Source organism: Granulicella sp. S190 (assembly GCF_009766095.1).
Classification (GTDB): Bacteria; Acidobacteriota; Terriglobia; order Terriglobales; family Acidobacteriaceae; genus Edaphobacter.
Genome location: NZ_LMUD01000019.1, coordinates 135,570 through 150,304 on the forward strand (window position 1 = coordinate 135,570; position 14,735 = coordinate 150,304).

The 14,735-nt window shown below is 51.7% G+C and carries 13 protein-coding genes; 4 read left to right on the top strand and 9 right to left on the bottom strand.

Translation table 11 applies throughout. The features are described from left to right. Nucleotide 1: 1 nt before the first annotated feature. From GSQ94_RS12455 to GSQ94_RS12495, 9 genes are read right to left on the bottom strand one after another with little or no spacing between them, the layout of a single operon-like run. Nucleotides 2-1,066 carry a radical SAM protein gene (locus GSQ94_RS12455; RefSeq protein WP_158944195.1) on the bottom strand — a complete coding sequence of 355 codons (1,065 nt, stop codon included), beginning with the start codon at nucleotides 1,064-1,066 and terminating at the stop codon, nucleotides 2-4. Beyond that, on the bottom strand, nucleotides 1,050-2,999 hold the full coding sequence (locus tag GSQ94_RS12460; RefSeq protein WP_158944196.1) for a methyltransferase domain-containing protein: 1,950 nt from the start codon (nucleotides 2,997-2,999) through the stop codon (nucleotides 1,050-1,052). Before GSQ94_RS12460 ends, GSQ94_RS12455 begins: the two co-directional genes overlap by 17 nt. Then, entirely contained in the window at nucleotides 2,996-4,459 is a 1,464-nt protein-coding gene (locus tag GSQ94_RS12465; protein WP_158944197.1) for a B12-binding domain-containing radical SAM protein, read from the bottom strand. Before GSQ94_RS12465 ends, GSQ94_RS12460 begins: the two co-directional genes overlap by 4 nt. Next, nucleotides 4,456-5,454, bottom strand: a complete 999-nt coding sequence (locus GSQ94_RS12470; RefSeq protein ID WP_158944198.1) for a class I SAM-dependent methyltransferase — start codon at nucleotides 5,452-5,454, stop codon at nucleotides 4,456-4,458. The genes GSQ94_RS12465 and GSQ94_RS12470 overlap by 4 nt, the downstream gene beginning before the upstream one ends. Further along, nucleotides 5,451-6,269, bottom strand: coding sequence for a class I SAM-dependent methyltransferase (locus tag GSQ94_RS12475; RefSeq protein ID WP_158944199.1), 819 nt, complete (start codon nucleotides 6,267-6,269; stop codon nucleotides 5,451-5,453). The genes GSQ94_RS12470 and GSQ94_RS12475 overlap by 4 nt, the downstream gene beginning before the upstream one ends. Then, complete coding sequence (locus GSQ94_RS12480) at nucleotides 6,266-7,663, bottom strand: B12-binding domain-containing radical SAM protein (RefSeq protein WP_158944200.1); 1,398 nt, start codon at nucleotides 7,661-7,663, stop codon at nucleotides 6,266-6,268. The genes GSQ94_RS12475 and GSQ94_RS12480 overlap by 4 nt, the downstream gene beginning before the upstream one ends. Beyond that, on the bottom strand, nucleotides 7,664-9,160 hold the full coding sequence (locus GSQ94_RS12485) for a radical SAM protein (protein WP_158944201.1): 1,497 nt from the start codon (nucleotides 9,158-9,160) through the stop codon (nucleotides 7,664-7,666). A gap of 24 nt (nucleotides 9,161-9,184) precedes the next feature. Further along, complete coding sequence (locus tag GSQ94_RS12490) at nucleotides 9,185-10,687, bottom strand: B12-binding domain-containing radical SAM protein (protein WP_158944202.1); 1,503 nt, start codon at nucleotides 10,685-10,687, stop codon at nucleotides 9,185-9,187. Then, nucleotides 10,681-12,198 (bottom strand): B12-binding domain-containing radical SAM protein, encoded by a 1,518-nt coding sequence (locus GSQ94_RS12495; protein ID WP_158944203.1) that lies wholly within the window; start codon nucleotides 12,196-12,198, stop codon nucleotides 10,681-10,683. Before GSQ94_RS12495 ends, GSQ94_RS12490 begins: the two co-directional genes overlap by 7 nt. Nucleotides 12,199-12,497: 299 nt before the next feature. Between GSQ94_RS12495 and GSQ94_RS12500 the strand changes: the two genes are divergently transcribed. The 4 genes from GSQ94_RS12500 (at nucleotide 12,498) to GSQ94_RS12515 (ending at nucleotide 14,727) form a co-directional block, all read left to right on the top strand. Next, a complete protein-coding gene (locus tag GSQ94_RS12500; protein ID WP_158944204.1) occupies nucleotides 12,498-13,319 on the top strand; it encodes a hypothetical protein in 822 nt (273 codons plus the stop codon). Then, the gene (locus GSQ94_RS12505; RefSeq protein WP_158944205.1) at nucleotides 13,316-13,741 is read left to right on the top strand and encodes a hypothetical protein; all 426 of its coding nucleotides are present in this window, start codon (nucleotides 13,316-13,318) and stop codon (nucleotides 13,739-13,741) included. Before GSQ94_RS12500 ends, GSQ94_RS12505 begins: the two co-directional genes overlap by 4 nt. A 144-nt stretch (nucleotides 13,742-13,885) precedes the next feature. Further along, nucleotides 13,886-14,254: a cupredoxin domain-containing protein gene (locus GSQ94_RS12510; protein ID WP_158944206.1), complete on the top strand. Its 369-nt coding sequence runs from the start codon at nucleotides 13,886-13,888 to the stop codon at nucleotides 14,252-14,254. Nucleotides 14,255-14,349: 95 nt separating this feature from the next. Then, nucleotides 14,350-14,727 (top strand): c-type cytochrome, encoded by a 378-nt coding sequence (locus GSQ94_RS12515; RefSeq protein WP_254063839.1) that lies wholly within the window; start codon nucleotides 14,350-14,352, stop codon nucleotides 14,725-14,727. Nucleotides 14,728-14,735 lie beyond the last annotated feature (8 nt).

Sequence of the window (14,735 nt, forward strand, 5' to 3'; positions counted from 1 at the left end):
GCTAATCCGTCGTCAGACGCGATAGCTGAATATTTTCTGGCCGATAGTTCAGCGAACAGACACATCGCTGGCAGATTGGATTGCTCTCCATCCTAAGAGACTGCCGAAACTCCTGGGCCATGAATCCGTTGATTACTTCTTCTAAAGGGGAGTGAGTGATGTTTCCTATCGGACTATGGAAGAAGCACGGACGAACAGAACCGTCGATTTCAACCACGGCAGAGACCCATGGAGCGTTGCAGGCAGGAGCTTGCGGGGAGATTTGCCTGAGATGCTCGCGGAAGCGCCGCAAGATCGTACGGAGCTTCGCGGGTGATTCTGCGATGAACCTATTTTCAATGTCTGTTCCATATTCGAGAATGAGTTGCTCTATCTCAGCTTCTAAGACGACCGCCTCCGTATCGTTTAGTCCGATCTGACTCTGTCTTTCGACGGGCCAAACCAATGAGCGGTTGAAGGCCTCCGAAGTGAGGTCGGCTGCCAGGAAGGAGATGGAGTTTAGGTTCATTGTTTTTGCTGCCTCCACTGTTTCGCGGAGATGGCGATGGTTGGCCTTCTGGACGGTAGTTCGACAAGTGATGGGTAGGGATGGATTATGCTCACGGACGGCAGCGACTCCCTTATGAATAAGATCAAAGGCTCCGCTAACCTGGCGAATTGTATCGTGAATCTCTTTTGGTCCATCGAGTGAAACAATCACATCGTCAAAGAGAGTTGCGACGTCCACTGCGCGCTTCCAGAGAAGAAGACCGGTGGTGAGGAGGGTTGTTCGAATTCCTTGATCGCGAAAAAAATGGCAGAGTGCTGCAAGATCGTTATGCAGCAATGGTTCGCCACCCGTTAGAACCACCTGCCGCACGCCGAGCTTTCGCAATGAAGCGCGATGATGCTCCAGATCTTCTACGTTGATCTGTTCTCTTTTTTCACGCTTCCAGATGTCACACATAATGCAGCGGCAGTTGCATTGGCTATGCGCATTCAGAATGAGGATGGGCATAGTTGTAATTTTAGGTAGCTCAGGAGGAGCAGAGGAGGATGGCGAGGAAACCTTATGCAGCACTGGCATGCTCTACCCTCTTTCCTCCAAGCCGAAGATCTTTTCCGAGAATTTTTCGCGCCTGAGCCAGGAGATCGTCGACTGAAGCACGCAGCCATCTTCGATGACCGTCGATGATCAACGGTTCCAATCCGGATCGAAGTGATTGAGGAAGAGATTCGTGGATGGTATCGCTGGCGAGTTGGACACACCCACGGAGGACGACCAACTCAATCTGGTCAAAGGTAAGTTGTGCAACAGTTGCCGCTGGAGAAAGACCCTTATCGCGAACAGCAACGAGGTCCGCCACGGAGCGTGGGCGAAGATATCCTTCCCCGTTGCGGAGGCGTAGAACACTGGCTGACCGTGAGGTGACCATGGCATAGAGAGAGCTTTCATCCAGGCCAATTTGATTATGGGAGAAGGCAATTTCGCTGAGCAGATCACCGGAGGAGGTGAGCGGTGAATCACTCCCGAGTACGACGGCGTTGATCGACTTAATGAGGGTGGAAGATAGCGCGTGGTGAAATAGGAATTGATTGGATGTGGGGCAGATGACAAGCGAAGAATGACGTTGATTCAGCAGCGATACGGCTTTTTTGTCCAGTGCGAGACCATGCACCAAGACTGTCCGATCATTCAGAATCTGCATCCGATCTAAGTCAAAGATCTCCTGGGCACTTGCTGCATCGACGCCCTCTGCCGCATGAATTACGAAGGGAAGGTTCGGGGGGGTATGGTCGAAGTTGTGGAGAAGATTCGGATCCATAGTAAGTGAGTGTGCCCAGCCAAATCGAGAGAGTACGCGAATGGGAAAGTTGGGGGCGAGCAGCTCACGAGAGAGCGGGTTGTGATGGCAGACGGTAGTTACGCCGCAGAGTAAATTGCGTATGGCCCCCCACCATACTCTTGTCGACTTCGGCACTCTACGATGGCAGGAGATGATCGCAGCGTGAGTACGATGAATATCCTTTGCCCACTCGGCTGAGTTCAGATAGGGGCCAGCGCCTAGGTTGGGGAAGAGACCAAATTCGAGATGATCGTGCGCATTGATCAGGCCGGGAAGAAGTAGACAGCCAGATAAAGGGACGACTGTTGTTGAGAGCGGAAGCGGATCTCCGTCGGTTGAGGGTTTTGATGAGATGGAGTGGATGTGTCCGCGTTCTATTCGAAGTGATGCTGTGGTTGCGGCTTTCGGCCCAAGAGCATATCTCGCGCCCGTGAGATTCAATATTGGATTGCTCCTGTTTGAATCCAACACCTTCTCTTCCAGAGATTTTTTTTGCAGTTGAAGAATATAGATGGCAGGTAACTTATGCGAAGCCTTATATAGTTCCAGCTTCTGATTCTCCTCAAAGATTTTTTTTTCGATTGTTTCAAAATGCGGTTCGATACGAGTGATTAGCTCGAACCCGTGACTTTTGAAGACGGTTTCAATCTTTTGAAGCGGGTACGTGTTTGTCTGTAATTCTTCCTTCGTGCCGTTGTATTTGAAAGACCTAGTCCAGTTGCAGGTAATAGCGGTCTCGGGATGCATGTCCGCTAAAAAAACAGAAGCGCCGGGGCGGGTCACCCGGTTTATCTCTTGAGCAAAGTTCTGCAGATTCTCCAAATAGCTCACGACAAAAGAAGACACGACCAGGTCGATTGAGCCGTCCTGAACGGGTAATGCTGTGCAGGTTCCGAGCCGCAAGGTGGCATTCGATCCCGTCTTCGTTGCTGCATGATCCAACATTTGCGTCGAGGAATCTACACCGAGAAGGCTGGCTGGATGACGCGACGCAAGGAGCTTAAGCCATCGGCCGGTTCCACAGCCGGCATCCAGTACATGGAGACCATTAAGATCCGGCAACATCTCGCTGAGGAAGCGCTCCTCAAGCATGAGAAGCGGATTGGGCTGCTCATCATAAACGTGTGACCACGTGTCGAACACTTCAGGAGAAGAAGTCGCCGTCGCTGTCATAGGCTTTCCCGCTTTGGTTTGCGGAGATTGATGAAACCATTGGCCCATTGAAGTTCGACGGGGAACCGATAGACGCCAAGTGCATACCGCCATGCACTCAGGCTTTTCAGAAGAAGGCGACTCCAACGGGGCGCGCGAGTGTCCTGGACTGTTGGCCATCGCGAACCGATCACGACTTCAAAGTTATCGATGAGATCTTTTGTCTTTCTTTTTAGCCATGGAGCTCTTGTGTCGATGCGTAATGTGAAGTCCATCCACTGCTTCGACGCCCATTCGGACGGTGTAGAGGGCCATGCTATCTGACCGTCAATATCCCCGTACATCGTGTCGGGCTGAGGCACCGGGGTGTAGTGATAGATGATGATCTCGGAGTCGGGATTGATCTTCTTCAGCTTGCGGATGAATGCCAAAGTTTCCCGCGTATCCCGTTCGGGGTCGCCAGGATTTCCGATGACAAAAGAGAACTCTGGAATGATGCCGAATTTCTTTGTTCGCTCTGCGATGATGACCGTTTGTTCTGTCGTGATTCCTTTCTTCATCTCCTTCAGAGCCCAGTCGGAGCCTGATTCTGCACCGAAGAAGATCATGGTGCAACCGGCGCGTTTCAAGGCGGCAAAGGTTTCGTCGGAGTAGCGGGACATGACATCGACGCGAGCTTCGCACCACCAGCGAAGGTTGAGGTGTTCAATGCGCTTCGCAAGTTCGAGAGCATGATCCTCTCGTAGAAAGAAGTTCATATCGTAGAACTGAACGGAGTCGGCTCCATATTCGGTGACTAGGTGCGAAAGGATTGCAGCGGTTCGCTCTGGAGATTCCATGCGTTCTTTATTGCCATAGGCAGCGTGGACTCCGCAGAAGCTACAGTTGAAAGGGCAGCCTATGCTGGCGTGATGGACTGCCGTGCGTTTGCCGAAGAACGAAGGACGAAGATATTTTTCGACCGGAAGCTTGTGAAAAGGCGACCAGGGAAACTCATCCGGACCTTTCATCGGACGTTCCGCGTTGTTCCTTGGCAGACCAAACATGTCTTTATAGGAGAGGCCCAGGATCGAGTCAAAGGTACGGCGGCCACGCATGGCATCGATCAGTTCGAGAAAAGTATCTTCTCCCTGGCCGCGGACGATGTAGTCAACGTACTTTGCGTTGAGTGCTGCGTCTGGGTAGACAGAGGGAAAGTAGCCGCCCCATACGATCTTGACATGAGGGTGGACACGCCGAACCTCACGTGAGGTCTCCATTGCGGCAACCATCTGCGGCCCCGGCATGACGGAGACGCCCAGCAGCTCCACCTCGTGTTGTTCAATCAACTGCAAGATCGTAGCAGTTGAATTATCATCCACGTTCCCATCGACGATCTCGTAGTCCTCAAGTCCTTCAAGAACTGCGGCGATTGCTAGTACTGCGAGAGGAAGACGTCTATTCCGTGGTCTAGTCGCTCGTGGATTAAGAAGAAGGATCATTTTCTGGCCTTGGCAGTATAGATTTTGAATTGAGATGGTTCGCGAGCGCCTTTCATCTTTGCGAGAAATGGCCGCATGAGCCAGCGGATCCCATAGTTGGGCGTGTGCTTATGCCAGTGGATTCCGAAGGAGGCCTCCATCCGCTGCAGGCGCTGATCTGTGAGAAATTCGAGACTGTTCAGTCCATCTGAGGGAAACCCGTAACGTTGCGTAAAAGCTTCGTGACGTTCTGCGACCATCTGTTGACCACTGGACTCATTGCTGTACCAAGGAGTGTCCGCAATAAGAACAGAGCCACCGGCACATGTACAACGTAACGCTTCGGCCAATGTCTTCTCATAGTTCTCGGAATAATGAAACGAAGCGTTGTAGATAACGAGGTCGAAGGCGTCATCTGCGAAGGGAAGTAGATCGAGCTCCGCCTGAAAGCATGCAAAGAGGATGGGAAGCTGCTTACGGTAGTGTGTTGCAGCGCCGAGTCCATCCTGCCGATTTGTAATAAGGTCCACCGCTACAGGCATATGACCTAGCTGAGAGAGTCGATAACTCATCCATCCATTACCCGCGCCGAGATCCAGAATGCGGAGTGGTCTTTTGGATCCGGCATGAATGGCTGGAATGATATTTCGTTGTAGGTAACGAAACGTCTTGGAACGCATAGTCCATTGTTGGCTGTTGTGACCTGACAGATCCTGGTGAGGAAGCGCCAGATAGTACTCTGCCTCAACGCTGCCACGACCTTCTGCGGAGCGAATGAACTCGTATTCTTTAATAAACTGCGAGAAATGAGCGGCACGCTCTGGAAGAAGCGACTTCCAGACACCATCTTCGTTCGCAAGTTTGAGGCAGCAGTCTGAGCAGACTAAAACAGTGTCTGAGACGCTTGTACGAGGAAGATGCCCGATTCTTCCTCGGCAGCGTGGACATTGAAGAGGAATCGCGTCGAGCTTGTCGATGGCAGGCGCAGCGCTTATATGGCGACTGGTCGCGATCATACGTTCACCCTTTCGAACCGGATGAGCATGTGGTCGCCTAATATGCGAAACCCACGGCGGGTTGAGAGGACTTTATCGATCGCGGTTAGTGCACTTAAAAGTTTTGGGTATCTCCGCATCCAAGGCTCGACGTAAGAAGGAGGAACGGCAATACCGATGCCTGTGAAGGAGCGTAGAGAAAATGTGGGAGAGAATGAACTTCTTAGCTGACCAATAGTTGGATAGTAGACCTCGACAACGAACTCACCCACCTTCGCCGTGGTGCGGCCCGACCATCGGCGGAACGCTTTGCGTGGTTTTCCCTGAAGAAGGAACCAGATCACCTCAGAGACGCAGAAGCGGGTTGAAAGACATACGAGGAGAGGAGCTCCTGGCGGGATGAGTGTGGCGAGATCTTCCGCTGTCTGACGGAGATCGGCTATGCAGTTCAAGCCGGAAAAGTTTGAGAATGCGCCATTGAACTGTTTTGCAAAGTGAAGGTCACGAATGCGTTCCGTTGGCTGTTGGAAGAACTCCACGGGTGCATTGGGCGCCTCGATGCGAAGCCGTTCCTTGGCAACCCTAATCATCTGCTCTGAAGCATCACAAGCAAGGATGGAAATACTGTTTCGTGCCAGAAAAAGAGCATCTTCCCCTGTGCCGCAGTTCAATTCCAGAATGTAATCTCCCGGGTGAAATGTCTTAGTGAGCACATTCCAGACAGCATCTCGCTGTGCGCGGCCGATAGAGGATTTGGTAAAAAGCTCGTCGTAGCCCTCTGCCAGTTGATTGAAGGCGAGTATGGCTTGAGGCTGGGCGGTGGCAGCCGGCGTCATGCTTCGACCTCCATCCGAGTCGAGAGCAGGCCGTTTCGGGCGACCCCAATCTCATGTCGCAGGTTGGCTGCCAATTCGGATTCAAAGTCTGGAGTGTCGGCCAGGCGTGCGAGTTGAACTTCGTCACGAAGCAGTTTGTCGGCATAGCTGTAGAACTTTTGAGAGTGCCGACCCCTTATCTTGATCTCTCGATCGGAGCTGACTCCCCATGGTTTCAACTGAACAAGACGGTCGGCGATCTTGTTGTAGTAGGGCGTTCCTTTGATTGGATAGGAGACGGTGGTGAAGAAGATATCGGGTTTGGAGATGCTGACGTGCTTAATGGTGGCTTCGATATCTTCGAGGTCTTCTCCTTCATAACCCCACATGAGAAACATGCCGCTCTCGATACCTCGTTCGCGACTCATTGTGACGGCCTGTTGAACCTGTTCGATCTTTACTCCTCGGTCCATAGAGTCGAGAATGCGTTGAGAGCCACTCTCGGAGCCGATCCAAATGCGAAAACAACCGAGCTCCGCGAGCAGATCGAGCATCTCTGGATTGAGGCGGTCGGCCCGCGAGATGCATTCAAAGGGAATGCGTAGACCGCGGCGGCGCATTTCACCGGCATAGTCGCGAAGCCACTTGTGATTGATGGTGAATACATCATCAGAGACCCAGACCATATCGGGGGAGTAGGTCTTGAGCAGCCACTCGACTTCATCGACGACCAGAACTGGATCACGACGACGGTGAGTTTGACCGAAGACCTGATGACTGCACCAGCGACACTTATAAGGGCAGCCGCGTGCGGTGATAAAGTTTACCGACCCTTTTCCATGCGCATCACGCCAGGTTTTCACATAACGGGCAACATCGATAGCATGACGTGCAGGCCAGGGCTGCCTGTCGAGATCGGCAATCTGGTTGCGGTGCGCGGTCTCGTGCATCGTTCCCTTTTCGTCTAAAAAGGCGAGTCCAGCTATGCTTGTGCAGGCACTCTCATCGTTTGCGCGGAAGGCGGCGAGCAAATCCTGCATGGTGAGCTCGCCTTCGCCAAAGACGACGTAATTGGCGCCGGCTTGAAGATATTCCAGTGCGTATGCTCCTGGCTCAGGACCGCCGACGATAGTCTTCCAACCTGCTTCGCGAGCAACTTTGAGGATCTCAACGACGTTGCTGCGTGTCATAAGATTGGCATAGATGCCAATTACGGATGGGATCTCGGTACGCAAATGGTGGAAGAGAGCTTCTCGCTTCGAAAAAGTAGTGTCGAATACATCGACGTCAAATCCTTGATTACGCAGATGAGAGCAGAGATACAAGATCCCGAGCGGCGCGTATGGCTTCAGTATCTGAACCTCTTTGGGATCCTCGTAGAGGAAGTATCCGTGCGTGAGTAGGAGTTCTGCCATCTACATTTGCCTCGTCGCTGGAGTCAAGGCCTGAAGAGGAACGAACTGCCGGTCTGTTGGCTGCGCAGTTATCGCGGATAGGATTGTAGCTTTGGAGTTTTTTGTGATGGATTCGAGTTCATAAACTCTTTGCCAAAGTGTGTCCAGATAGACTTCGGTTTTTAGGGCGTCTTCATTTTTCCAGTGATCGACCTCAGCATGAAGGGCTTTCCGTAAGGCCATGTAGAAGTCGTCACTATAGGCTGCGGAGAACATCAAGCACAGGTCGTCGCTATCGGTCCAATTACGTTTAGAGCCAATCTGCTCCTGAACGCGATCGAAGAAGACCGTGCCGGGGAGAGGATAAGAGAAAGAGATACCGATATCATCTGGGCGTAAGGCGCGAACGAGCTCGATGGTCTGCTGAATCTCTTCCCAAGTCTCTCCGGGGTATCCGAACTGCAAGAAGAAGCAGGCGCGGATATTGTTCTGAGCCAGGAGGTCACGCGCTGTAGTGATGTCGGAGATGCGAAGCCCTTTGTCCATCGCATCGAGTATCTTTTGGGAGCCAGATTCGACGCCCATCCAAATCTCTGCGCATCCTGCTCGTTTGAGCCCTGCGACCGTGGCGTCAGTCATAAGGTCGGCACGAGATTGAATCTTGAAAGGGATGGCGCACTTCATGGCTTCGATCTCATCAGCGAAGCTTTGTACCCATTGATGATTGAGAGCAAAGACATCATCGCCGAACCAGATATGCTCCACTCCATAGACTTCCTTCAACTCGTGAATCTCCATGGCGACAGACTTTGCGGGACGAATCTGAAACTTGTTCCCGGAGATCGGCTTTGCACACCAGTTGCATCCGTAAGGGCAGCCGCGGCTGGCAACGACGTTCGTCGAAAAATAACCGTGTGCCGTAAGCCAAGCATGGCGATAGGGAGAAAGATCGATCAACTCACGTGAAGGCCTCGGAAGCGTGTTCCAGGCCGAATTCTTTGGAGGCTTTCCGGCACTCCTTGCAATCTGTCCCTTTTCATCGAGATAGAGAAGGCCCGGGATCTCCAGGTGTTGACGGCCCGACAGAATCGCAGAGCATAGCTCGCCAAGCGTCTTCTCTGCTTCGCCCAGCAGGACAAAGTCGATCCCATGATGGAGATAGGATTCCGCCTGATCCGTTGCATCAGAGCCATGGGCGATGACGACGGTTCCCGCTTGCCTGGCCAGAACGGTCAGCTCCCATGCAAGCTCACGCATGCGTGTCAAACACATTTTGGAGAGGAAGTTGAAATCGTCCTCGTAGATCACCACCAGTTTCGGACAGTGTTCCTTCAGAGCAGTTGTAAAGCCAGTGATAGGTTCCTCGAGCATTGTGTCGAAGACAGCGACAGAGATATTCTCAGACTTCAGAGCCGACGCTGCGTAGAGCGTGCCGAGAGGAGGATACGGCTGCATCTTACGTACCTGCTTTGGATCGTAAGGGAGGTGGTAAGAGTGAGTGAGTAGGACATCGGCCATGGCTACCTGCTCCTTCTTGTCGCGCTAGCATGCATTGGCGGACTCCTTGGGAAGTTCCTGACCTGTGACCAGGGAACGACGGAGTACGATGCGCTCAGAGAGGTTTGAGAGCCAGAGCTCCCACGGAAAGTAGTAGTTGCTGGAACGCAGGCGCCATCGAATCGGCGTCTGGACGATGAACCGTACTGTGTGACGAAGACGCGAAGGCTTTTTCTGCTCTCGGTAGATCTGGCTGTTCAAGAGGAAATATTTGAGCATGCGTTGCAACCGTGCAAGCTCTTTCCCTTTGAGCCATGGCAGCATATTTGCGCCCAGTGGCATGTCCATCCATTCACGGAGATTCTTCGGTTCAGAAACACCCAACTCTCGCAGCTGGGGCCAGATAGGAATTCCTGGATAGGGAGTGAAGATGTTTGGAGAAAAGCTCACATTTGGGAACTGACGCCCAATATCACTCATGGTCTGAAAAGTGATGATTCGGTCTGCCTCGGTCTCGCCCGGGTACCCGAAGATCAAGTTGAAGGTGACGCGGATGTCGCCAAGTTGAGCCTTCCGTGCAGTCTCGTACATTTCGTCGACCCGCTGATGACGTTTGTTCATAAGCTTCAGGACTGCCTCTGAAGTTGATTCCGTGCCAAAGCCCATGTGTGAGACGCCGCTTGCACCGAGCAGGCGGACCTCGTCCTCAGTCATGCGGCAGAGAAAGTCGGTAGAGGCTTGAAAGGTCCATTTAAACTTAATTCCGGTGTCGAGGATCCCTTGAGCGATCTCTAATGCACGCGGAAGTTGAACGGGAAAGTTCGAATCGAGCAATGCCACCTCTTCGATTCGGTAGCGAGTGACGAGATCAATCATCTCCGCAACCGTTCGATCGGCAGAGAGAGCATTGAATCTTCGTTTGTAAAAAACCATGTCCGTGCAGTAGTTGCAGGCATAGGGGCAACCGACGCTGGTGGCATAGGCGAGCTTGCGGATGCCGGCGATCTTTTCGTAAGCATCAAAATCTACCAAGTCGAAGGCCGGGATCGGAAGCGAGTTCAGAGACTCAACTTTGCGATCTCCATTGTGAATACGCTTGCCTTGATTCTTCCAGGAGAGTCCCGCAATGTTGTTCAGAGGCTTTTTCCCAGCCAGCGCCTGGGCTACCTCGACGAGGGTTCTCTCTCCCTGCCCGCGGACAACCATATCTACAAAGCTCTCACTCAAAGTCTCGTCCGGCAGCAGCGATGGATGCCATCCGCCGAAGATAATCGGTAGCCAGGGAGTATGGCTCTTCGCCATTGTTGCCACTTCGACAGCTCCACGAATCATGGGGCCGGTAAGAACAGAGATCCCAACACAAAGAGCATCTACGCTCTCGCACTCTACCCGTGTGAGATAGTTTGGTTCGATCGCAGCATCGATCATGACGACGTCGAAGTTGGCCTCACGCAGACTCGCAGCTAGGGCAAGCAGACAGAGTGGAGCACCGAGCGGTGGGCCGTCATAAGGCGGATAGAACAGCACAACTTTTCCCAGGCTCAGCATGCGACCTCGGCTGGTTCAGGGTTTGGCTCCAGGCGTCTTGCGTCGACTACAGGCTTGAATCCAGCAGTTCTTTCTTTGAGCTTGTCGTTAAGCCAGAGCTCAGCAGGTAAGCGATACAGACCATGATCAAGCCGAAATCGAGCGGGAAAAGAGATGCACTTCTGCGCCAGACGGGTGATACGGGTTCTGCGATCTACTCCGATCGGAATACGGTCAAAGGCGATGCGCAGATAATCGCGCATTATCTGTAACTCTTCGTGATCTTTTCCATTCAGCCATGGGAGCTTGGTGTAGCGCGGAAAGAACTCGGCCCATTTTTCGAGAGAGTCAGGAACTTCAATACCTAACTCCTCTGCTCTGTTCATCACATTGGTACCAGGATACGGAGTGAAGATATTGGTCCAGAATTCGGTACCAGGAAAGCGCCTGCAGACATCCATGATGAAGTTCATGGTCTCTCGACGCTCTTTAGATCCTTCGCCTGGATAGGCAAAGATGATATTAAAGGACGGACGCATTCCTGCAGCTAGACAACGGGCCGCACTCTCATAGATATCTTCAAAGTTTTGAAATGTCTTGTTCATTGCTTTCAAGATCTTTGGAGAACCAGAGTCCACCCCCTGGCAGATCTGGTGTAGCCCACTGCGACGAAGTAGCTTTAGATCTCCCAAAGAGAGTCGTGACGTCAAGTTCGTAGTGGCCTGAATGCTCCACTGGAATTCAGCGCCGGCTCGGACGAGCCCCTCACTGATGGCTCGTGCGCGGTCAAGATCAACCAGGAAGTTGTCATCTACGATCCAAAGCATGCTGAGGTTATATCTACGGCTCAGATCGACCGTCTCCTCGACAAATTGCTCTGCGGAAAGGGCATTCCACTTACGCTTGTACACGGCGCCATTGGTGCAATAAGCGCAGTCGAACGGGCAAGCCAGGCTGGAGGTGTACATCGCCCAGCGCTTTCCGCACATGCGTTCATAGGCGTCGAAGTCGGCTAACTGATAAGCCTTTGGAGGTTGCTCCGCGATAGGCTTGAGTATGCGTTCCGGTGTAAAAGTGAGTTTATTATCTCGCTTGAAGCCAATGCCAGCGACGAAGTCTGGAGAAGATTGGTTTTCAATATGTATGACAAGCTCAAGGAATGACTCTTCTCCCTGGCCGCAAACTACGTAGTCGATATAGGGGGCCTGCAAAGTTTGCCTCGGAAGAAGGGAAGGATGCCATCCTCCGAGAACAATCGGAAATTCGGGGTTTCGGGCTTTGATTGCTTTGGCTATCTCGACCGTCTCACGAATCATTGGCCCGGTAACCAGGGAGATTCCGAGACATAGCGCATCACTGACTTCTTCGAGCACGCGCTGCTTGTAGTTTGGCGTAATCGTGGAATCGATGAGGACAACTTGATAACCGGCTCTGATTAAAGGAGTGGCGACAGCCAGGATACCAAGCGGCGCAGTCGCATCGGAGCTTGCGAAAGATGGAAAGAAGAAGACAATTTTGCGGGACTTAGGCAATGCAATCTCCTCGCTGTTACGAACGATAGAGCTTGCGTACGGATGAGTTGTCATATCCTTGTCAGCGGTTTGTAAAGTTTCCTAATGACAGGGAAAGCGGGCTATTTGCTGGGGTAGAGTGAAGCTCAGCAGGTATTCCTATGTCCTACGTTTTGATCGATAAGATGTTTTTGTCCCAAAGAAAAAGCCTATGCTTTGCTGGGGCAAACTGTGACTTATCTACCAACTCATTCGAGCTAGTCAAGGTTCTAGATTCTGTTTCTACGATCGTGACTGGCGACAGGCAGAGCAGATTCACTATGAGAGTGGTTGTCGACGAATCCTCGAGGGAAGTGATAGAACAGCCCCATTTTCGGGGGATGCATCATTTGGTGACTGCTTCATTCGGTCAAGCCAACATTTTTGTGTTCGATATATTGCGTCGCACCGTGAGTGCACATATTTCATCAGCAACAGCAAAGGATGAGAAGTTTTGGCGAGAGAAGCTGATTCCTATCTGCCTTGGTATTTTGGGTCCGGCGATGGGTCTCGTTCCCATGCATTGCGCATGCCTAGAGCGAGGTGGGAAGGGACTGCTGGTTGCCGGTAATTCAGGCGCCGGGAAATCTACCTTATCTGCGGCGCTTTCTCAAAATGGCTTCAACTATATCTCCGACGATTGGACTTACATGTCGCAGAGCTATGGCAAGTTAGTGGCGCATGGTACTTCCGCGCCTGTAAAGCTCCTGCCAGATGCAGTGCGTCATTTCCCAACGCTGAGGAAATTTGACCTAAAAACTTCGATGAATGGTGAGCTGGCTTACGAGATAGACGTGGCGGAAACATTTCTTGGACAGATCAAGAAAACCTGTGAGCCACGATGGCTGATCTTTTTAGAGAGGGTGCAACGGACTGGGGGAGAGTTTCTTCCAGTTCCTTCTAGCGAAACTCAGGCCTATCTCGAATGTAGCGTTGAACGACTTCCGACCCAACTGTCGGAAGCCTCCGCGAAGCGTGATCAGACTATAAAAGCACTTGTCGGACTGCCCTGTTGGCGCTTTCGATATGGAGGAACCCCACAGTCTGCAACACAATATCTGCATGAGTTCGTTGCCGTCCAAAATAGAGAGGTCTACGCATGAATAAAGCCTTAAGAGCACATCCCGATCTCATGCGTCGATTTGTTGCAACACCGTTTCACTTCACTGCTATGAACGGACCGAACTTATTTGCTGTTCAGTCAAATGACCTGGAGATTGCACTCGGCTTGAGGCGCCATGTTTTAAATCATTGGTTTCTAGGCCACTCCGGCAGCTCTTCCTGGAAGATTGTTCGAGATGTGCTTGCTCCGGATAATACCGACACGATTTCACTCTTTCAGGATGGGACCATCCGAGTGCTGCAAGCAGGAACGGGAACAATTCTGCTCTACGACAGAGAAAGGTCCGAGGTCTTGGGATTTCTCTCGAAGAAGACGTCAGTGGAACATATGGTCAGCTGCTTGGTTCCCATGCTGATGGGAGATTTAGGGAATAGCAACCTCTCTTCTTTTACAAAAAAGTGACAAACGGCATATCGCTGACTGACAACTAAGGCGTGCGTCTTGGCTAAGTTGAAGATGCGTTGTCTGAGTGCCTTGAACATACTTAACAAATGTTTGAAGTACTTTGGGACTTACCTGCTTCACAGCTTTTGAATGGGAGTGTTAATGAAAACAAAAATCTTGAAAGCACTTGCTTTAGCCAATCTGCTTACTCTCTGCAGTGTTATGCCCACATCATTAGCTCTGGCCGCTGACGCCCCCAAGACAATTGCCGTATCGGTCAAGAGATTTGCTTATGAACCATCAAAGATCAATCTAAAAAAAGGACAGCCAGTTGTGCTGGAAATTACGACTGAAGATGTTGCTCACGGGTTGAAGTTTAAAGAGCTAAATCTCAACACGAAGATTGAAAAGGACAAACCTGGGGAGCTGAGTTTTACTCCAATGCAGACCGGAGATTTCGTAGGTCATTGCTCTGTCTTTTGTGGCTCAGGCCACGGTTCGATGACCCTTACTCTCCACGTTACGGAGTAACAGTGCGGCTAACCCTTACAAGTTCGGTGATGGTGCTTCTGATATCTACTGTCGGGTGTAAAGCAACACCACCCACGAAGACGGAGCGAACTGTGATGACCTGGGCGAAGCATTCAATATTAATTCGCAATAAGTCTGAACGGAATCCACTCCAGGCATCGAAGGAGAACCTTGCCGCAGGGAAAGAAGCGTTTGGACATTATTGCGTCGCCTGTCATGGTTCGGACGGTCAAAATACTGGGGTTCCATTCTCCGATGCAATGTCACCTCAGGTTCCTTCACTCAGCTCGCCCGACGTTCAGTCCTATACAGATGGTCAGCTGAAATGGGTTATTGATAACGGCATCTGGCCATCGGGGATGCCTGGATCGAAAGGGATTCTCAGTGACGAAGAGATATGGTCAACAATTCTCTTCATTCGTCATCTACCGCCCGCGGGAAGTTTAGGTGATCCAGTGATGTACGACAAATAGAAAGCCCT

Excerpts from the sequence above, each read along its gene's own strand:
- GSQ94_RS12465 (WP_158944197.1), bottom strand. The coding sequence starts at position 4,459 with ATGATCCTTCTTCTTAATCCACGAGCGACTAGACCACGGAATAGACGT.
- GSQ94_RS12505 (WP_158944205.1), top strand. The coding sequence starts at position 13,316 with ATGAATAAAGCCTTAAGAGCACATCCCGATCTCATGCGTCGATTTGTT.
- GSQ94_RS12470 (WP_158944198.1), bottom strand. The coding sequence starts at position 5,454 with ATGATCGCGACCAGTCGCCATATAAGCGCTGCGCCTGCCATCGACAAG.
- GSQ94_RS12475 (WP_158944199.1), bottom strand. The coding sequence starts at position 6,269 with ATGACGCCGGCTGCCACCGCCCAGCCTCAAGCCATACTCGCCTTCAAT.
- GSQ94_RS12500 (WP_158944204.1), top strand. The coding sequence starts at position 12,498 with ATGAGAGTGGTTGTCGACGAATCCTCGAGGGAAGTGATAGAACAGCCC.
- GSQ94_RS12460 (WP_158944196.1), bottom strand. The coding sequence starts at position 2,999 with ATGACAGCGACGGCGACTTCTTCTCCTGAAGTGTTCGACACGTGGTCA.
- GSQ94_RS12480 (WP_158944200.1), bottom strand. The coding sequence starts at position 7,663 with ATGGCAGAACTCCTACTCACGCACGGATACTTCCTCTACGAGGATCCC.
- GSQ94_RS12490 (WP_158944202.1), bottom strand. The coding sequence starts at position 10,687 with ATGCTGAGCCTGGGAAAAGTTGTGCTGTTCTATCCGCCTTATGACGGC.
- GSQ94_RS12485 (WP_158944201.1), bottom strand. The coding sequence starts at position 9,160 with ATGGCCGATGTCCTACTCACTCACTCTTACCACCTCCCTTACGATCCA.
- GSQ94_RS12455 (WP_158944195.1), bottom strand. The coding sequence starts at position 1,066 with ATGCCAGTGCTGCATAAGGTTTCCTCGCCATCCTCCTCTGCTCCTCCT.
- GSQ94_RS12510 (WP_158944206.1), top strand. The coding sequence starts at position 13,886 with ATGAAAACAAAAATCTTGAAAGCACTTGCTTTAGCCAATCTGCTTACT.
- GSQ94_RS12515 (WP_254063839.1), top strand. The coding sequence starts at position 14,350 with ATGACCTGGGCGAAGCATTCAATATTAATTCGCAATAAGTCTGAACGG.